Source organism: Mycoplasma imitans ATCC 51306, assembly GCF_000518305.1.
Classification (GTDB): domain Bacteria; phylum Bacillota_I; class Bacilli_A; order Mycoplasmatales; family Mycoplasmoidaceae; genus Mycoplasmoides; species Mycoplasmoides imitans.
On sequence record NZ_JADI01000015.1, the window covers coordinates 1 to 21,960 of the forward strand.

Consider the following 21,960-nt stretch of genomic DNA (forward strand, 5'->3'; position numbering starts at 1 on the left):
CTCACTTAACATTTCTAGTGTATGATCCGTTTTGATACACGTTTTCATCATTATCAGCATTTTCTCTCAATAATTCTAGTTTGCCAACGTGTTCACCATCAACCAGAGCCTGTAAAACAGGCTTAGCAATATAATCAGTGATGTTTAATAGTTGCTTTCCGCTACTAGGACCAAATTGTTTTACAAATTCAACGATTAATTTTTGAATCTGTTTCATTTGTTCGTCTTTTGAATTCATTTTTGTTTAACGTTTATAAAATTATATTAACCTTTCTTTTTTGAGTTAATTAATTGTTTTACACAAAATTGAATTCGGTGCCATTTTATCCGAATCTCATGTCTGCGTTGAATCAAAAAGCTAAGAGTTTTTAATATTATTAGTCAATCTCTACAGCTTTTACTGCCAGTTGTTAGATCGGATAATTTCATTTTTAATATTAAGAACAGTATTTTCACTTCCAAGTATTTTCACCATAACTATTTTTATGCATTTTATGGAATATGAGTTGATCAAGCTGATGCGCATTTATAAAACTTCTAATCGTGTAAACGATACAAGCAATATGCATATCTTTTAAATAGATACTCCAATTATTTTCTTAACCCACCTAAAATAATAATTCATACTTAAGATAATTGTCGTTCTTCTAGCTGCCAAGCTTGTAACCAATTTTTTTGTTAATTAAATAAATAGTTACAAGTTCTTTTGATTGTTAATATGATGCAATCTTACATTTAAGTTTATTTACATATTTTGAATTTAATTTTGTTATTCTTCATCTATAGAACTTTCTCGCAGATCATTATGATTAGGTTAACGATATTTCGTGTTATTTGGATTTTTTTAACATTTGGTTCTAGTTCTAATAGCGCTAGGCTAAACCTGAATTCGTAAAAGCTTATTATTTCGATTAGCAATTTTATTTTTTTTAACAAACGAATGATAGAAAAAAATAACCATTTAAATCAACTCATTTTAATAAACTTTTAATATTTTATTTTTTTAAATACATCATTTTTACCGTTTATTTCTTTGATTTTTAATAAATTTAATTGTAGTTTATTTAACATTTTTAGCGTATAAAAATTTTTTATGATTCTTTTTTCGCATCTTTTTTATTAAGAATTTTGGTCTTTAAAAAATGTTTGCTATCAAAAATTCACATACAATAAACTTAGCAACATAATTACCAATGTTCAATGTTTCTCGTGTTTAAAACTAAATGTTTAATAAAATTGCCGATTTGTTTTTAAATCTATTGTTGTTTGTTGTTTTTAAAACATAAATTAAGCTAACTTTTTGTATTAATCCACAATGCTATTGAAACAAAATTTTAGCATTAATCAGTTTCAATAATAATCACTTAATTAAAGCTAAAAACAAAAAACAAAATTAATAAAAATTTTTAAAAAACACGGTAAAAATAACATTTTTTTAATAAAAATATAAATTTAAAAGCAACTTTTGTAAAACATGTACATGACTTTGGCGCTTTGTTTAAAACCACGCAGGATTGAAATTAAACAACAAAAATTTTATTTAAACACCGTTTTATTTTTTATTAGTTTTAATCAGTTATTGAACATTAACTATTTTTTTATAGATAATTTCTTTAAAAACATAAGCATGATTAATCGAGCTATATATCAAAATCTCTATAAGTGACCTACTCAATGTAAACGCTTCAATTTAATAAAAACAAAAAATATTATGTGAAGACACTAAGGTTTCTAATTTTTTTAATAGGAAGCAAAAAAATGTTCATTTAAAAAACCTTATATAAGCAAAATCTATTTATTGGTTTAAAATAAAATTTATCTTACAAAAGCCTTTAAAAATAAGGTTTTTACTGAATTAAAATAATAATGTTGATATTTTTAAATCTTGATGGGTCAAGTAGATGGCTCTTAATGAGCACAAAGAGCAAAAGATCTAATGAGATATATAGAATTTCTTATTACAAAATATAAGTAGGAGTATGAAAAAAATAAAATTTAAAGTAGTGCCCCTTAGTACTAAATTAAGATGGCTATTTGTTGGTAAACTGCCATTAGAACGAAAAGCAAGACCAAAAATTTTAGAATACTTGTTTTTCGTTTGAAATAACATTGTATCTCTTATTTGCACAGCAATTATTACATATTGGTTAATCAAACTATATATTGATAATAATAACGAATTCCTAATAGGTACTTTTGTAAAAAGTTTACAAGAAAGTTTTTTATTAAAATTCTTATTCACAGTATTAATAATAACGGAAATATTTAATATCATTCTTTCAATACATACGTATTACATATTGACCAAAACAGAATACAATAAAATTTATTCAATTATAGGCACTATTACCGCGATTTTATTAATTTCACCCTTAACTATTATTCTATTTATAGTTGCATATAAAAAAAATGTATTAGCATTCGAATAATAATTTTTATAAAGATTTATTAAGGTATTTATGAAGAAACAAGCACTTAAATATTTATTCGGTTTATCAGCAGGTTTGTTATTGGTTGCGCCAACTATTTTATCTTCTTGTAAAACTGGTGGTGGCAAAGATAACCCAGTAACACAAACAAAGCCTGTAATTTTATCATTTAAAGATCAACAAATTGACCCAACGCCAGTAAGTGATTCTGATGTAGCTGATGTGTTAGCAACATCTAGCACACCAAAAAACAAAATTATTAAGCTGTTTAGAGATGCTGCTCAAGCAGGAATGTGAAATGCAGCGATGAAAGAATTTAAAAAATCTGAATCTTACAATCAAGGTTACAGAGTGAAATTAATTGATAAAGGTGTATTTGATGCTCTTTCATCTATGGGTCAATTATCAGTTGATGACGACCAAATAGCTGATATTTACTACGCACCAGGAGACCAAATTACTGTATTAGCTGCTGCTAATCAAGCTATGAACTTGAGTACATATACAGTTGATGGCAAAAACATAATTGACTACCTAAAAGAATCATTTGGTTTACCTGATGAAACTGTTAGAGACATGGTTACATTTGGTCTTTATTCAGGTAGAGATGGTTCTAAAGCAGTTTCGCAATTGTTAGCTTTACAGCATAACAAAGAAGGAATTTTTATTGTTTCACCTAAAACTCAAGATGAAGCTTTAGCAATTCTTAAAAACAATAAAACTAACACTCTAACTAAACTAGTTGATAATGGAAATGCTTTATGATTTACTCAAAACCTTTGGTATGGTCTAGGAACTGTTGGTGGTGTTACTCAAGCTGAAACTGATAAACAAATTGCAGCTGCAACAGACGAAGCTACAAAAAATTCATTAATGCTTCAACCGATAATTGAAAAGTTAGCATATTGAGGTAATAACAAAGCATCATCAGGTTGGTTAATTGGTGATCCTAACTTTAATTTATTTTCTAAAGCTACTGATTACAATTCAGGATTATTATGGAAGCTATATGAAGCTCTATATAAAAAGAACCCAGAAGAATACAAACTTACTCCATGAGGAATTAAAGGTATTCAACAAAACACCTTAGAAACTGCTTTCAACAGTGATGGTAGCATTTATCTAAATACTATTTATAAACTGTTCTCAGAAAACAAGTTGGACTTTGGTATGGTTGGAACTTGGGAATTACGTAACGCTATTACTAACGGTGGTGTTAAGTCAATCTTTACTGTTCCTGATGTTGTAGATGGAGTTAAATACTTACAATCTCCAGGATCATGGTCTTGAGGTATTGTTAAAAACAAAATTAATAGCGATGCTAATGACGAAAGAAAACGAGCGCTAATTAATATATTGCTATCAATTTACTCACCAAATGCATCTTACCAATACTTCCTATCTGACTCTAAGGTTCCGATTTTTGAATCAGTTCAACAAAAAATTAGGGGTGCAATTCAAACAAGTAGTCAAGCAAATAATAAAGAATTAGCTGATTTGGCTACTGAATTAGGTTATGCATCTGTTGATGCATTATTGGCTAAATACAATGAGTTAGGTAAGAAAATTAGTGATCTTAAAACTCCATGAGTGGGTGAAAACTGAGCAAAAGATGTAACAGATGGCGATCCTTTAGATGATAAATATCTAAACAAAAAGACTCTTTGAGAAGAAAGAATTCAAGGAGTAATGGTGCCTGAAGCATTAGCTACTAGATATAATTCATTAGTTATGGATGCTGCGCCACTTAAGAATGCATTAGCTGCTATTTTTGGTGCAACTACAGTTAAAGAAATAGAAGCAACTGAACCTTGAAAACTTAATAATAAATACTTAAAAGACGGAGCAGTTGTAGAGAATAAAGTTAGTGAAGAATTCATCAAAATTGTTCCAGAAGATTTACAAGCAACAGTTAAAGGATTATTTGATGGAAGTGCTATCCACTTTAGAAGACTGGAAAATGCTATTTTAGGATATGATGGTGATGGTCAGGCTGCATCAATCACTAAAAATAATGAATTAGCTAATGAATTATTAACAGCTCAAGATGGTGATGCATTAACAGCTGCAAAAGCAAAAGTTACAGCTGAAATTAATGCTGCTGTAGACAGAGCAACTAAATTATTTGCAACCATTGCTAAAACACAACCTAATGCAGAAGTACTTAAAAAAGCAGTTACTTACATGTACTACGAATTCTTAAACAATGCACTGTTGCAAAAATTATCAGACATCACTTTAGTAGAAACCAAGATGCCTAATGCTGCTGGTCAAGCTTCTATGTTGACATTAAGTCAAGTAGGTAAAAAAATTGATTCATCTTCAAATGCATCAATCGTATCAAGAATTCTTGACGTTATTACAAGTAATAAATCATACGCTGAAAATGGTACAGGTATCTTTGAAACTTTACCAAAAAGACCAGGTGTTTCAAACCCTCAATTTGGTACAGTTTGAGCTTCATGAAATGAAAGAACCTTTGGTAACCTTGAATTCTTCAAGAGTCAAATTAACAATGTAACTAATGAAGAGCAATTTAAGAAAGTAATACGTGAACAATTGAGTCAATCAATGACTACTGCATTATCAACAATTACTGATGCTCAAACATTCTTCATTAACTTTGGTAAAACGAACGGATAAGAATAATTCATTGGTAAATTAAAATTTTAATCGCTAATGAAGTTTCCAAAATACAAAGCTAATATAAGTAAAAAGGCATTTTATAGCTATGTAGCAATACTGACTTTATTAACCTTTTTTCTGATCATCTGAATTACAATTCCATTCACTTTAGGATTTAAACAATCCTATATTGATGCTCTAGCACAGCAATCAGATCAACAAGATAAACAGGCAATTAAAGACGAGATTATCAAATCGGGGAGACTAGCCGTTTTCTTGTCTTATGTTGGTAATGAAATCACGTTAATTGTTTTCTTGTTATACATCATTCTAGCAAGACATAGAGTCAAAGTTGGTTATCTATTTTACTTCACTTGAATCATCATTTATATAACATTGATTGCGATGCCATTTTATACGGGTGTTCAGCGTCATGATGATATAGCAATCGGCATAGGAATAGTGATTTCGATTCTTTCGGGAAGTTTAGTCATCACTTTATTTATCAACTTATTTCATTATCATGCACAACGAAGATTATTTAAATATGAACAATACAAAATGCAGGTTGGGAGGGCTGTTTAGGTTGTGGAAAAATTAAAGCTATATAACTGATATGGTGAAAGCTTTGAAGCTAAATTACCAGAGACAGCAACTAATTTAAAAGCTTATAAAAAGCAGGTTGAAAATGTTTTTTTAAGAATGAAAGACGAGATCAAAACTAGACATAGTATTGATAAAAATTTGTTCTTAAAAGCCCGCCAAAAGATAACTGATAATCTCCAAAGAGAATTAGACAGTCACAATGTAGCTTATAAAAATAAGCTAAAGGTTTTTAAAGATTCAATTAGAAAACTTGCTCACGTAAATTCGTTAGAGGATTTACTTGTTTATGAGCTGAAAAAACTTGAGTTAAAGAAAAAACACAACAAAAAATATGTTGAAGATTTTATTAACTCATTAAGAAACTCAGCGGATAGTTTAGAAGATAAATTAAGAAACATCGAAGATCTAAAGAGGAAAACAAATCATAGCGAAGCTGAGATCGCTAAAATCTTTTGTTTGTATTCGACGATCTTAACGTATATTAAAAACGTTAACGATAGAGAATTTGATCTAAATAAAATTGATAGTCATCTAAATAATTATGAAAAAGGTTTATTAGCAAAACTACCAGAACCAAGCAAGTATTTAAAAGATCTTTATACCAAGATTGAAACCCGTAGATTGAGGTTGTTCAACACTAGAGAAGAATTACAAAGAAAAAATGATCAAACCCTAGGTTTGTTTAAGAAACTTTATGAAGAAGAACGTAAGAATATAATTCTAAGTGCTTCACAAAGATTAATTAAGATTGAAAACGAATATAACCAAAAATATGAGCAAGCAACTTTAGAGGCTAACGAGTTTAAAAGAAATGCACTAGCTAAAGTTGAAGAGCATAAAAAACAAATTTTAGAAGTTGAGAATTCTAACAAAAGCAAAGTTCAAAAAATCTATGATAAAGCACATTTAGCTAGAAAACAAATTAAGCACAAAAAACATGCAGCTTATCTAGATCAGAAACTAACTTCACAAATCAAGAACTATAAAGATTTTTATGCATTGATTAATAAGTATCCAAAATATTCTAAAAACATTCCTCAAATAAATTGGGAATCATTCCATGATCAAGATAAAAATCAAGTACTAACAAATCTAAGTAAGATTACCAACGATTTTACTAATACACCTAACAACAATTTTGCTTTACTAGCACACAAGATCTTTTTTGGTGCTAAGAACAATTGAGAGATCAAAAAAGAATATAAAGCTTTACACAAATCTTCATATAATCAGTTGTTAGCCAATACTTATAAAGAATATAGTTATGAAAGTGATTATAAGAATGAAATAGCATCAGCATACAAACAATATGCGTTAGATCATTCATTAACAAGAAATAAGTTTTTAGAAGAAAAGATCATTGCTAAATATGAGCTTGCTCAGATACATGCTAGATCTGAACAAGAACAAGAAAAGAAGAAATTTAACGAAGAATTAGTTAAGATTCGTAATAAATTTAAGACTGATTTATCTGAACTAAAAGCCAAGACAGCTTCTAAAGAAATCTCTAAAAAAGCTTTTAAAAATAAGTTAATCGAAATTAAGGTTAAGAAAAAAGAAGCAATCTATGAATTAAAGTTAGATTCAAAAATCCTTAAGAATAAAGAAACACTTAAGAGTTTATTTATTCGTGAATTTGCAGAACAAAAGATTAATAAGAAGATTTTTGAAAGCAAAACAAACGAAGCACAAAAATCAATACCAATTGAAACATCAATTAACGTTCGTCGTTTTAGTTGATTGTTAGCATTCTTTATCCCTGGTGCTTGTGAATTATTGTTTTTCAAACAATATGTAAAAGGAACACTAATGTTCTTATACACCATTGTAAACTATGCGTTGTTCTTGCCGTTTATCTTAGGTAAGTATGCTGATAAGATGCGTGGAATCTTTGGGGTTATTGATTTGGGTGCTAATGATCGCGGTGATGCTAGATATTACCTTTTTGGTGGAGTGTTATCAGTAATCTTAATTAGTGCAATGCTGATTTATTTCATAATATCAGCGATTAGTGCTAATCGCGTAGCACAAGCACTTTATTATGGTAATAGACCAAGTCAATGAAGTCACTCTAAGCGATGGTTATCAAGTTCAGGATTTCCTTGAATGATCTCAATTTTTGGTTGAGTATTAATGTTGTTTGTGGTGGTATCGCCTGTAATTACTTCAGTATTTTTATCATTTACTAACATTGGGTTTAACCACATTCCACCAAACCGTGAAGTTAATTGGGTTGGGCTTGAACAATGAGGTCGTTGATGAACTTTAAGAAATTCAAATCTATTAGGTTCGATTAGCAACGTTTTGTTGTGAACATTTATTTGGACTTTTGCTTCAACATTGATTCCGATTGGTCTTGGTATTTTAGTAGCCATACTAACTAACAACCCAAGAATTAAAGGAAGAAAAATCTTTAGAATAATCTTTATTCTTCCTTGAGCAATTCCAGCGTTTGTAACAGTTGGGTTTATTCGTACAATGTTTGCAGCTGGAGAAACCGGATATATTAATACGATCTTGAATTACATCTTCCAGATGCAACCCAAATCGTGATTAAACGATATAACTTGAACTAGAGTCTTATTGATTATTGTTCAAACTTGAATTGGTTATGCGTGAATCTTTATGTTGGTTACAAGTAATTTGCAATCCATTCCACGAGATATCTATGAAGCCGGATCGGTTGATGGAGCTAAATCGCGGCATCTCTTCTGATACTTAACCTTACCGCAGTTGTTACTATCTATCTCGCCATTGTTAATTGCATTATTTGTAGGTTCGTTTAACAACTTTACAACAATCTTTATCTTTAACAATGGTGGACCAGCTTATGCTAAACCAACACCATTTGGTGAAGGTTCAACTGATATCATTGTGTCTTGGGTATTTAAGTTATCAAACCCACAAGGTGTACATTTCCCAGGTAACCAAGCATTTGGTGCAGCGCTAGCAACATTAGCTTCTATGTTTAGTATTGGTATTGCATTAAGAGGTTTCATTAAGTCAATGAACCGAAGGGATTAATTTTATGGATAAAAATAAAGTTTATACAAAAACGTTTGATGTAATACAGATTAATCCTAATCTATTAGTTAAAAAGCGTTTAACTTTCAATGAATTAGATGCTAAACCACCCACAAAAAGTGAGCTGGTTTGATTAGGGTTTAATTACTTATTGTTAATCTTCTGAGCACTTATTATCTTATTCCCGGTAGTGAGTTTGTTGGTTGCTTCATTCAACGTAAATAATCCCAGAATTGCAACTGTTACTCCATTTAAATTTGGACTTGATAATCTGTTTTATCTATTTAGATATCGTAATGTCGACCAGTTAACTGCAGAAACAGTTAGTTCATTAGAATCTAAGAATGCTGCAACACTTAGCTTTTTTGGTACAACATACATCTATGATGATCAAACTCGATCATATTTTGGGGACTGATATAAAAACACCTTATATATTGCAGGATTTACTGCATTAATCGCAACAATTGCAGTTGCGCTTAATGCTTATGCATACTCACGATTTAAATTTGCTGGTTCTAAACATTCACTTACAATCATCATGTTAATTCAGATGATTCCAGCAACATCATCACTAATCGTGTTGTATATTATTGTTCAATTGGGAACTGATCTTAAAGTCTCACCAATTCTGATGTTGGTACTAATATATTCGGGTGGTGCAATTGCAGGTAACACCTTTATGGTGAAAAGTTATCTTGATACGATCTCAACCGAATTAGATGATTCGGCTAAGATCGATGGTTGTACAAACTGGGGACTATTCTTCAAGATCTTATTACCAATTATCAGACCAGCATTAATCATGGTGGCATTATGATCATTCTTAATTCCATTTACTGATATCTTATTACCTACTTTGGTATTACCGAACCAACAAGATAAAACTTTAGCAAGTGGTTTACAACTATTCTTGAGTAATCAACAAGACCTACAAGCAGGGGCTTATACAATGGGGACATTACTAGCATCACTACCAGCTTTTATATTATTCATGTATTTACAAAAATACATTATTGGTGGATTAAGTGACGGTGCTGTTAAAGGATAATAACTATGAACGATAAACAAATCAATAACGAACAATTAGATGATGAACTAGATAATGGTTTTGAAACAATTGATCTAGATAAATTAATTGGAGAATTAGGTTCAGAAACCAAAGCAGTTAGCGGTGCTCATATTAAATTAGTTAATATTTCTAAGAAATATGAAGGTAATGAAAAATACACCTTAAAAGATATTAATCTAGAGATTAAACCTGGATCGTTTTGTATCTTTCTAGGACCGTCTGGTTGTGGTAAGACAACCCTGTTAAGAATGATTGCGGGATTAAACTCAATCACTAAAGGTGATCTGTTGTTTAATAACAAACGGTATAACAACTTATTACCTAATGAAAGAAATATCGCGATGGTGTTTCAATCATATGCGTTATATCCGCACATGAATGTTTATAACAATATTTCATTTGGGTTGAAGATTGCGAAAGAACGTAAAGACGTGATCGATCGTCGAGTAAAAGACGTGGCTAAGATCTTAAGAATTTATGATTACTTGTATCGTAAACCAAAAGATCTATCTGGGGGTCAAAGACAACGGGTAGCAATCGGTCGAGCAATTGCAAGAAAACCATTAGTTTTCTTAATGGACGAACCACTATCTAATCTTGACGCAAAGTTAAGAGAAAACATGCGTCGCGAGATTGTAAACATTCACAGAATGTTAAAAACGACAAGTATTTACGTAACCCACGACCAGTTAGAAGCAATGACAATGGGAGATCAGATTGTTGTATTTAATGATGGATCAATCCAACAATCAGGTACGGGCAGAGAATTGTATTTTAAACCGGCTAATATCTTTGTTGCTAAATTTATTGGTTCGCCAACAATGAACACGTTTGATGCGGTTTATGAAAACAAGAAACTGTACACAATTAACAGATCAATTGAACTAGAGGTTGATGAATCTACTCAAGCAAAACTAACAAACGGCCAAGAAGTTGTTGTTGGTTTTAGAAGTGAAGATATCAAGATTAGTGATGAACCAATTGAAAACAGTTTTAAAGGAACTATCATGAACATTGAACTAATTGGTAAAGACCAATTAATTGCAGTTGCTCTTAATGATGGTAGCACTGAACTAATCATCAACGCACCTAATGATATTGAACATCAACTATATGGTGAAGTATACATCTCGTTTGTATTAAACCGAATCCATATCTTTGATAAAAAAACTGAACAAAGGGTGAACTAGTTATGGGATTAATGCAAATTAAAAACCAAACAAAATTTAAAAAAGCTGTTCGATTTGGACAGTATCATAGTCGAAAGATCTTATCGATTATGGCGATTATTCTGATTGTGATTTGTGCTGGTTTATTCATTTATTACATAAATATCTTTCCTGGTTTTGTTAATAAAGATCAACAGTTTGTTTTAGAACATTTATCAGTTAATAAAGATAGCAGTATTGGTATGCTGAATGATGGTAGGTTTGCTTATCAAGGAACAAGATTGTTTGTTGATAAAGCAACATATGATGCGATTGTGCAAAAGTTACTAGCCAAATCCGAACACCAAAACACGATCAATTTTGGTTTAATCTTAAACTTTAGTGGAAATGAAAAATTTTACTTAATTAATTTAAGAACTATAGCTGAAGGATTTGTTAATAATGATCAAGCTACAATCAACACTTATTTAGCTAACCCTGGTGATTATAGTGTTGCTGATATTAGAAATATCGGAATTTTATTACAGGGTTATAACAACGCGATCTTACAAACAGTTCCAACTTCAGCACCATTAAGAAAGATCTTTGACGGATTAAGTGTATTTATTTTAGTATTATATTTATTAGCAACTGTTTTACAGATCTTAGTATTACGTTGATTGTTCAAAGGAACAAGAAACGGAGATAGAATCTACAAGTACATTATCACTTTATCTGTTGTTGCGCTGATTGCTACTTTTTTCTTAATTTCATTAAAACCAATTGAAACACAAGTAGTAGATGGTAACACCGTTCAAAAAGTTGTAACAGTAATATCAGGTGTAGAAGTTGTTAACGAAGTAACGATTCCAAACGTCGTGAAAAACCCAGATGTGATGAACTATTGGGGAATGTGATTAACCCTAGCGCTAGCACTAATTATTACGATCTTATCAGCTCAAGCTAAGAAACGTTATGGTTATCTAACCCACTCGGTGGTATTAGAAAAAAAGATGGTAAATACTAAAGAAATCTCTGATAAGATTGATGCAATTATGGAAAGTTCAATTGAGCATAATAATAGTAATTTACCAATAAAAAACAATTAGAAATCATAGAATATTTCTTATAATATTTTGTCTAAAAAAAATTTATATGAAAAAATTTAAAGATTACGAAGAAGAAGAATATCAAAAATATTTAAAGAGCCAACCTAAAGACGTAATGGGGGATTGGAACGATCCAAGATATGAAAACAAGACTACTTATGTAAGTTATAAAGGACTTTATGAGAACGTAAAAAAAGCTCAACCATTAAAAGATTACAAAAATACCAAGGTAATTTATCAGCTGCTTGTTTATAGTTTTTGTGATGGCAACAACGATGGAATTGGTGATTTCATTGGACTTAAAAATAAGCTAGATTACATCGATCAATTAGGTGTTGATCAGATCTTATTAAGTCCAATTAATCCATCTAGTAGTTATCATGGCTATGATGTGATTAACTATTGCGCTGTAGCCGATCAACTTGGTGGGATGGATGCTTTTGTTGATTTTTTAAGTGCAGCACACCAAAGAGGAATCAAAGTATATTTAGATCTTGTGTTTAATCATACTTCATATGAACACCCATGGTTTCAAAAAGCACTAGAAAACAAGGAAAAATATAAGGATTTTTATCGTTTTGTTGATCGTAAAATTGATGATGATGTTAAACAAGATGATCAAGCATTCGTTGATTTTTATAACTTGGATAAACAACCAACAAACCAATATTACTTAGCAAGATTTAGCCAACAGATGCCAGATCTTAATTTAGATAATGAAGATGTTATTCAACAATTAGAATACATCCAAATGTTCTGAACAGCGATTGGTGTTGATGGTTTTAGGTATGATGCTATTTCTGAATATTTTTCAAGTGAAATTGAAACCAAGAACCATTTTAATGAAAGAAAAATCTTTACACGTTTGCGTAAAGCATCTTTTGATGTAAATAACCAAAATATCTTTATGATGGGTGAATGGATTTCAAGCGATCCATTAAAAGCGCTTATGTATTGTGGTAAGTATTCTGGTGGTAAAAATAATGATTTTTATCCTGATTATCCCTTAGACACAATTTATGATGGGCATAAACATTGAACGAACCAAGTAGATACTGATATTGGTTATCATGATCTAATTTATCTAACAAAGCAATATGCTCAGATCAATGCACCTTGAGTTTGTCTTTTAAATAACCATGATACAAGAAGATGATTAGATGTTTATCGCGAAGAAGTTTTAAATCTTAAAGATCAAGATATCTTTAAACCAAGTACAGCCACAGAAGATGAAGCAATCAAAGTTGCTCTATTTAACATGTTAAGCATGCCGGCAATGTCAATTATTTATGCAGGTGATGAACTAGGTTATTATGGAACTAGGATCTTTGGTGATCCAGGTTTGCGCGAACCAATGAAATGAATTAATCCAAAAGATAACTGCTTCTTTGTTGATAAGAGAATGGCTATACACGGCAACAAACCACACATCTTATTAACCCAATCAAATAGTTTAGAACCAATCGAAGAAAGAATTAACAAAGAAGATTCAATCTATAAAATGATTCAAAAAATGTGTCAATTAAGAAAAGAAAACCCTGAATTAACTCAAACTGATCCAAAAACAGTAGCAGACCCTTATCATGTTGTTGATACAGACGATTATTCAGGAATCATCTCAAGAGGTTCATCATCTATCACTATGGGTTGAAGAGCTAAAGATGACAACTACGTTTCAAACCACTTCTTATTTGTTTATAGTAATTACAAACACAAAAAACGCACTTTACTAAAAATCTCAAGAAACTATCATTTCAAACCATTATTATTACATAAAGTTAAGAACAATGCTTGAAACATCGAAATTGAAGAAAATGGTTATGCCGTTTATGAATTAATATCTAAATCATCAGACACCATTCCATTCATTAAAAGACCTAGACCTAAATAATAGGTCTTTTTTCTTTATTATATCAATTAATTATTTTGCATATTTTTATGTAAGATAATAAAGTATGCAAATAACTAAATCTGATAAAAAGACCCAATTAATCATCGAATACTTATTTGATTTAATTGATTCAGGCAAAGTTCCAGTTAACAAGATTATGCCTAGTGAACATCAATTAATGAAAAAATTTAGTTGTTCAAGAAATATTGTAATTACTGCTTACCAAAAACTAAGTGCACTAGGAGCAGTTTATTCAATTCATAAACGTGGTCGGTTTGTGGCCGAAAACTTTCATAATTTAATCAAACCGTTAACGGTATTATTAAACGTTCAAAAAATTGAAGGTGAAGAAGTTTTAATTAAAGACAAAAACAAGGAATTAGAACTGCCTGAATGAGCAGTTAAAAAACGAATTATTTTTGTCGACGGATTTAGGTATTTTAAAAAACGATATTATATTGATGATAAGTTAATGGGCGAAAGCGATATTTATGTGTCGCTTAAAAATATTAGCGAGTTTGAAACGATTGATCCAAGCGTACCAGCAGTAGATCTATTAACTCAAAGAAAAGCACTTACAAACGTCGTTTATGAATTAGAGTTTGACGACGTTAGTAAGTTTGGTGTAAAACCCGCTTTAGCCGTTAAGTTTTTTGGATATGACAACGACTCAATTTGCGTTGCAGGAAGACACTATATCCACCCTAAATACTTCAAATTTCACCACCAAGAATTTTCATTATTTGGTTAATAAAAAATTAAACAAAACCTTGATTATATAAGGGTTTTGTTTAATTTTTTAAGCTTTTATTTTTAATTTGATGATGCACTTTGATGCGTCAAGAATTTTAATTTCACGCGATTATAACTATATATAATAAACGCGTTATGAATAATGTAGGTGATATTCTTGATAATTATCAGGAATTCGATAAACAATTTGCTAACAAAAACGCAAGTTTAGGTTTATCATATCAGCACAACAAAATCAGAGTTAGTTTATGGCAACCGCTTGCTGTAAAAGTTGAGTTAATCATCTTTAATAACAATGAAGATGATATTCCATCTTATTTATATAACATGCACAAAAATGAGCATGTTTGAATAGTAGAGATCGATCAAACTTTTGATCAAAAATATTATCAATTTAAAGTAACTAATCCAGATGGATCAAGCCAATATTGTCTTGATCCATACGCTTATAGTTTGGGTAAGTTCAATTGGCAAACAAGAGAAGATAAAGTGGCTAAAGCAGTTTTTGTTGATATTAATTCATCAAAAGCGGGAAACAAACCAAGAGATCTATTTAATAACAATTTAAATAATTCGACTGATCCATTAATTTACGAACTACATATAAGAGACTTTACAAGTTTACTTGATCAAAAAAACTTTACTTCACGTCTAGGTACATTTAAAGCAGCTCAAGAAAAAAAGATCTTTAATTATTTAAATGATCTTGGTATTAACTACCTACAGTTGTTACCAATTCATTCAGCCTACACGGTGAATGAATACGATACCAAGATCTATTTAAAAGGTGAAGCAAACAAATGAGCTACTAATTACAACTGAGGTTATGATCCTCACAATTACTTTAGTATTAATGGCATTTATATTGATCAGATAAATGATCCTTATCAACGAATTAAAGAATTCAAAGAATTCGTTGATCAGGCTCATAAAAACAATATTGGGATTATCGTTGATGTGGTTTATAACCACATGATGACCAATAATATTTTCAACAACATATTGGACGGTTATTATTATCGTAATGATGCTAAAGTTGTGCCGGTAAACTATCCCCCGTTAGCAGATAACAGAGTGATGGTGAGAAAACTAATCATCGATTCGTTAAAGTATTTTGTGCAATATTACAACGTTGATGGTTTTAGGTTTGATCTTTCATCGTTTCTTACCAAGCAAACGCTTGATGAGATTCATCAAGAATTATCAAAGATCAAACCTAATATCATCTTGCACGGTGAAGCTTGAAAGTTTAGCGATTTAGATTATAAAAACACCTACGTTAAGGGCGTGAGTGATAACAACCTAAAGTTTGCTTACTTTAATGATACCGTTCGTGATGCAATTAAAGGATCTGATCATAACAATGATTCAGGTTTAATTGTTAACAACAACGAGATCTTGTTTAGCAAATATTTAATATCAATCCCTGGAGGGATTAAAGATTATCAGTTTGATGATAAGCTTAACCTTAAATTTGATGATCGAACTTATGATCAGTTTGCTAATGATGTTGGAATCAATTTATCTTATAGTCACTGCCATGATGGTATGACGTTATGAGATAAACTTAATGTTTCAAGTATTGATCTTTCATTTGATGAACGAATACAAAGATATCGTCAAGGTTTGATTTTATCAACCTTGACGATAGGAAGACAATTAATGCTTGCAGGTACGGAATTACTTCAATCTAAACCTAATGATGAGTCAGGTATGGATAGTGAAAAAACGGTGGTCTCAAACTATCAAGATCAGTTTAACGAACAACCTGATGGTAATAGGTATCATTCCAATTCATATAAAACATCAGATCATGTCAATGGAATTAAATGAAACCATCTAGATAACACACAAGTATATAACGATGTATACCTATTTATTAAAAAACTTAATAAGTTTAGAAATACTACTAAGTATTTTAGGTATGAAACTAATCAAGAAGTAATTAACAACTTAGAGTTTGAACAGATCGATATAGATAAAGGAATAATTATATTTAGGGTGATTGATCGCAACAAAATGATTGTTGTGATCCATAATTTTGGTCAAGAAGATTATCAATATAATTTCGAACTTAAGGATGTGATCTTAAGTTCGAGAACTAAGGTGGATAAAAACATTATTAATGCGCATTCAAGTATCGTTTTAGGTGAGTATGAAAACAGTTAAATTAGCAGATAAGATTATTTATCAGATCTTTCCAAGATCTTTTTATGATAGTAACAATGATGGTGATGGGGATCTTGTTGGGATCATTAGAAAGTTGGGTTATCTAAAAAAGCTAGGAATTAATGCGATCTGGTTGTGCCCGATTTATAAGACCGAGTTTGTCGATGCTGGGTATGATGTTTTGGATTACAAGAGTGTGTGAAAACAGTTTGGCACACTTGAAGAGTTTAAGCAACTAACCAAGAAAGCTAGTGCGATGGGAATTGATATCATTATGGATATCGTGCTTAATCACGTGTCTAATAAGCACCACTGGTTCAAGAAGGCATGCCAATCAAGAGATAATGTAGAGTTTAATTATTTTATTTGACGTGATAAGTTATCCGAACAAGAAAAGAAGGTTAATAGTATTTTTGGTGGCAGTGCTTGGGAATATGTTGATAGTGTTAAAGCGTATTATTTTCACCTGTTTGCCAAAGAGCAAGTCGATCTTAATTGAAACCATCCCGCAACGATAAAAGCGCTTAGTGAAGTAATCGATTTTTGGTATTCACTAGGTGTTAAAGGTTTTAGATTGGATGCAATCAAGCATGTGATTAAAAACTTCAAAGAATTTGATCGTAACCAATATTTTGCTTGGTGTGAAGGTTCGGTCAAAGCGCTTAAACTGTTCCAAGAACTAGCATTTAAAGATAAACCTGATGCTTACACGCTGGGTGAAGCTAGTGGGATTAGCGCTGATGAACTATTAAAATATGGTGATGGTTTAAATAAGGTGGCTGATAATTATTACAACTTCAGCTGGTGATGGATCGGTTGATCAAAAAAAACCGGAAGAAACGGTTATGATCCCAACTGGAATATCCGCGAATTTGTTTGACAACAAAAACCTTTTCAAGAAAACGAAAAAATTCGTCCAGAGATGTTTACGAACTTCTTATCAAACCACGACACATCAAGAAGTATCTCAAGATGAGGTGATGAAGGTTTATTTAGAGTTCAAGCCGCAAAAACCCAAGCATTATTATTAATGAGTCTAAAAGGGATCCCGTGTATTTATTACGGGGAAGAAATCGGATTATTAAATACCCACTTTAATTCGCGTAAAGAATTTGTTGATATTGATATTCACAATGGTTTTAGAGATCTTGTTGATAATCAAAAAATTTATAGCGAATCCGAAATGATCTTGTATTGCAACATCAACTCACGTGATGCAGGCAGATCTTTAATGCAATGAAGCTCACGGGGTACCGCTGGATTTAACCGCGGTCACAAACCATGGATCAAACATGGGCGTAAACAAAAAACGATTAATGTTTCTCGAGCTCTAAAAGATCACAATAGTATCTTTTATTTTTATCAAAAACTAATTGTATTAAGAAAACAAGAACTAAGAGATATATTAGTTCTTGGCAAATCGTCAATTGATATTGACGATAAGAACTTAATAACCATTAAAAGAACCTACCAAGATCAAACGATCATTGCGTTAATTAACTTCTCAAATAAAGAATTAGATATCAATCCTGTTAAGGGAATTCAATTATTATCAACTTATGAAGATAATAAAAAAGTTGGTAAAATATTAAGACCTTTTGAATCAGTTTTAATCAAACAATAAACAATGAAATATTTAAAGTACGATACAAAAAACAATACAGTATCTCAAGTTAGATTTAGCAAACAAGTTGTTGCTAAAACTGAAAGTATCTTCAGTCTAGGTAATGGTTATCTAGGAATCAGAAGTGCTGATGAAGAGTATGCTTCATATAACAAAGAAGACTTCTTTGTTAATGGTATCTTTAATCGTGATAACGAAAATGAAGTACCAGAGTTAGCCAATCTAGCAGATTGTCTAACGATGCCAATTTATATTGATGGTGAACTGTTTGAAGTAAAACAAACCGATCAATATCTTAAAACCTTACATATTAAAGAAGGATTATTAACCAGAGAGGTGATTTCAAATGTTGGTGATAACCAACTAAGTTTTAAATACGAGCGTTTTGTTTCTCAAGATGATCTTAATGTTTATTGTCAAAGATTAGAACTAAAAGTGCTTAAAGCACCTAAAGAGTTAACGATTAAAATCGAAGCGGGAATCAATGGTCAAGTAACTAATAATGGAACCCAACATTTTGCTGAAGGGATTAAAACCAGAATTAATGACAATGCGTTAAGAATGGAACAAAAGACGTTGTTTTCTAAACGCTTAGTTGTTCATAATATGATTAGTCGTCTATATCTTAATGATCAGCTAATTCCAGCTGGCAATGATGAGTATGTAATTGGGATTAAAAGAAGAAAGATCTACTTTAGAATTACTAAAAAATTAAAAGAAGGTGACATATTAGTTTTAGAAAAACTAATGTCAGTACATACCAGTGTTGATGGAGTTAGACACGTTTTAGCTGATCAACAAGTATTTGATCATGCTGATCTAAAAGTTAACCAACTTAATCAAAGTTCTTACCAAGAATTAAAAGAAAAATCAATTCAAGCGATGCAACATAAAGTGTGGAATCGCTTCTATGTTGATATCCAAGGTGATGAGCAAGCAGCCTATGATGCTTTAGCACTTAATTTTGGGATCTTCCACTTAAATAATTTTGTTCCCAACAATAACACCAACATTAATATTGGTGCTAAAGGAATGAGTGGTGAGGGTTATCAAGGTCACACTTATTGGGATACCGAATTCTTTATTAATCCCATCTTCTTATATAACGATCTTAATGTTGTAAGAAACCTATTAACATATCGTTATAAAGGAATACAAGGTGCTAGAGACAAGGCCAAAGAACAAAAAGAACGAAAACAAGAATCTAATCTAGAAGGAGCGCAATATCCTTGGGAGATGGCTTGACCTACTGATGGTGAAGTGTGTCCTTATTGAGGTCAAGCTGATATCACTACTGGTAAGCAGGTTCCAATCGCTTCACGAAGACAAGAGATTCACACTTCAGCTGATGTAGCTTATGCGATTAATCAGTATTATGTATTTAGTAATGATGAAGCTTTCATGAACCAGATGGGTTATGAAATGATTATTGACACGGCTTGGTATTATACTAATCGCGCTGAGAAACAAGCTGATGGATCTTATAGTATTTTAGATGTTATGGGCCCTAACGAATATAAGGGTAATATTGATAATAATGCTTATATCAATATGATGGCTAAACATAATATTGATTTAGCACTTAAATATATTGATCTTTTAAATAAAAACAAACCTGATATTTTACAAGCAGTTTATCAGAAGATTCCTTATAAGATTGATATAACTAAAATGCTTGATGTATCTAAAAATTTAAAACAACAACAACCAAATAAAGATTTAATTATTAGTGAGAATGATAGTTTCTTATCATTACCACTAAATGATATTAGCGAGTTCCAGATGTTAGGTGATGCTGGTAAGAAGTTGTTTAGTACATCAGCAGGTAAGAAAATTTTAGGTAGTCAACTAGTTAAGCAAGCTGATGTGGTGTTACTGTTAAACATCTTACCTCATTTGTATACAAAAGCGATTCGAAAAGCTAACTTTGATTATTACCAAGCGATTACTACTCATGACTCTTCATTGTCTGCAGCAACTTATATGATTGAAGCAGCTCGATTAAAAAAATTAGAGATCGCTTACAAGTTGTTCGAGTATGGAATTAATATTGACTTAGGTCAGAATATGCATTCATCTGATGCAGGAATTCATGCAGGTTCGTTAGCAGCTATCTATCAGATGATCGTTTTTGGTTTTGGTGGATTGGACTGACATAATGATCAATTACATATTGATCCGGTCTTACCAAAACACTGAAAGCAATTAACTTATCGATTCCTATACAAACATTCTCACTTTGAAGTTGTCGCTAAGCAAAATGAGTTTACGATAAAAACAATTAAAAATTCTTTACCGCAAGAGATCATAATTTTAGATGAAAAAGAATTAATTAATCAACAACCTAAAACTTTTAAGATTAAACATGATTAAAGCATTTATATTTGATTTGGATGGTGTGATTACTGATACAGCAAAATTACACTATTTAGCTTGAAAAGAGATTGTTAAGCACTTAGGAATTTCTTTTAGTGAAGAAGAAAACGATAAACTAAGAGGTTTATCTAGACTAGATACTCTTAAGGGGATTTTTAAGTTAAAAAATTTTAACAATAACTTTAGCGATGAATTATTAAATAATATTTGCACCGAAAAGAACGATCTTTATAAAGATTTGTTAAAAGTTGAAATTAATCATAATTCAGTTTTAAGTGGAATTGTTGAGTTATTGCAAAAAGCAAAACAAAACAATATTAAGTTAGCAGTAGCTTCAAGTAGTCACAACGCTCCTTTGATTTTAGAAAAACTAGGTTTAATCAAAATCTTTGATTATATTGTTAATCCACATGATATTAAAAAAGGTAAACCAGCACCAGATATATATCTTAAAGCAGCACAAGCATTAGGGGTTAGTCCTGATGAGTGTATCGGTTTTGAAGATGCTACATCTGGACTACAAGCAATTAAATCAGCTAATATGAAAGCTGTTGTAATTACTCATGGAAGTTCTGAAGATTATTCAAAAGCAGATTTAATCTATAAAAAAACCAATCAACTTAAATTTGATGTAATTATGAAACGCTTTAATTAAAATGAAATTTGATTTAGTAAACTAAATCATTTTTTATTGATTTAACCGATTATTTTTTATAAATTTAACTATAAAAAACGCTTAAAAAAGCCTTGTATAAATAAAACAATTTTTAACTAAAAATATTTTAGAAAATGCTTTTTATAGCTTCGTCCCCCCCTTTTTTTTTATATTTACTCAAAAATTTACAAAAATAAAAGATAAATTTCATCTTTTAATTTAATGAAAGGCACCGAATTCAATTTTGTGTAAAACAATTAATTAACTCAAAAAAGAAAGGTTAATATAATTTTATAAACGGTAATCAAAAATGAATTCAAAAGACGAACAAATGAAACAGATTCAAAAATTAATCGTTGAATTTGTAAAACAATTTGGTCCTAATAGCGGAAAGCAACTATTAAACATCACTGATTATATTGCTAAGCCTGTTTTACAGGCTCTGGTTGATGGTGAACACGTTGGCAAACTAGAATTAT

Annotated in this window: 12 protein-coding genes and 2 pseudogenes; 13 read left to right on the forward strand and 1 reads right to left on the reverse strand. The window is 30.8% G+C overall.

Annotated elements, in window-relative coordinates; all coding sequences use genetic code 4:
* Positions 1-238 (reverse strand): annotated as a pseudogene (locus tag P690_RS0102125) (IS256 family transposase); the annotation flags it as partial.
* A gap of 2,221 nt (positions 239-2,459) precedes the next feature.
* On the opposite strand from P690_RS0102125, the gene P690_RS03985 reads away from it, so the two are divergent.
* The 13 genes and pseudogenes from P690_RS03985 to P690_RS04670 form a co-directional block, all read left to right on the forward strand.
* The gene (locus tag P690_RS03985) at positions 2,460-5,072 is read left to right on the forward strand and encodes a hypothetical protein (protein ID WP_036459548.1); all 2,613 of its coding nucleotides are present in this window, start codon (positions 2,460-2,462) and stop codon (positions 5,070-5,072) included.
* 36 nt (positions 5,073-5,108) lie between these two features.
* Positions 5,109-5,639, forward strand: a complete 531-nt coding sequence (locus P690_RS0102140) for a hypothetical protein (protein ID WP_027122148.1) — start codon at positions 5,109-5,111, stop codon at positions 5,637-5,639.
* A gap of 3 nt (positions 5,640-5,642) precedes the next feature.
* A complete protein-coding gene (locus P690_RS0102145; RefSeq protein WP_027122149.1) occupies positions 5,643-8,684 on the forward strand; it encodes a carbohydrate ABC transporter permease in 3,042 nt (1,013 codons plus the stop codon).
* A gap of 4 nt (positions 8,685-8,688) precedes the next feature.
* Positions 8,689-9,735, forward strand: a complete 1,047-nt coding sequence (locus P690_RS0102150; protein WP_027122150.1) for a sugar ABC transporter permease — start codon at positions 8,689-8,691, stop codon at positions 9,733-9,735.
* Between the two features lie 5 nt (positions 9,736-9,740).
* Positions 9,741-10,946, forward strand: a complete 1,206-nt coding sequence (locus P690_RS0102155) for an ABC transporter ATP-binding protein (protein ID WP_027122151.1) — start codon at positions 9,741-9,743, stop codon at positions 10,944-10,946.
* A 2-nt stretch (positions 10,947-10,948) separates the two neighbouring features.
* A complete protein-coding gene (locus tag P690_RS0102160; protein WP_027122152.1) occupies positions 10,949-12,013 on the forward strand; it encodes a hypothetical protein in 1,065 nt (354 codons plus the stop codon).
* Positions 12,014-12,059: 46 nt separating this feature from the next.
* Positions 12,060-13,904 (forward strand): alpha-amylase family glycosyl hydrolase, encoded by a 1,845-nt coding sequence (locus P690_RS03990; RefSeq protein ID WP_051420963.1) that lies wholly within the window; start codon positions 12,060-12,062, stop codon positions 13,902-13,904.
* 64 nt (positions 13,905-13,968) lie between these two features.
* Positions 13,969-14,655 carry a GntR family transcriptional regulator gene (locus tag P690_RS0102170; RefSeq protein ID WP_027122153.1) on the forward strand — a complete coding sequence of 229 codons (687 nt, stop codon included), beginning with the start codon at positions 13,969-13,971 and terminating at the stop codon, positions 14,653-14,655.
* 137 nt (positions 14,656-14,792) lie between these two features.
* A complete protein-coding gene (locus P690_RS0102175) occupies positions 14,793-16,826 on the forward strand; it encodes an alpha-amylase family glycosyl hydrolase (RefSeq protein WP_027122154.1) in 2,034 nt (677 codons plus the stop codon).
* The gene (locus P690_RS0102180; protein WP_027122155.1) at positions 16,813-18,450 is read left to right on the forward strand and encodes an alpha-amylase family glycosyl hydrolase; all 1,638 of its coding nucleotides are present in this window, start codon (positions 16,813-16,815) and stop codon (positions 18,448-18,450) included. The genes P690_RS0102175 and P690_RS0102180 overlap by 14 nt, the downstream gene beginning before the upstream one ends.
* Before the next feature lie 3 nt (positions 18,451-18,453).
* Positions 18,454-20,823 (forward strand): glycosyl hydrolase family 65 protein, encoded by a 2,370-nt coding sequence (locus P690_RS0102185; RefSeq protein ID WP_027122156.1) that lies wholly within the window; start codon positions 18,454-18,456, stop codon positions 20,821-20,823.
* A complete protein-coding gene (gene pgmB, locus P690_RS0102190; RefSeq protein ID WP_027122157.1) occupies positions 20,816-21,481 on the forward strand; it encodes a beta-phosphoglucomutase in 666 nt (221 codons plus the stop codon). The genes P690_RS0102185 and pgmB overlap by 8 nt, the downstream gene beginning before the upstream one ends.
* A 310-nt stretch (positions 21,482-21,791) precedes the next feature.
* A pseudogene (locus P690_RS04670) lies at positions 21,792-21,960 on the forward strand (IS256 family transposase); the annotation flags it as partial.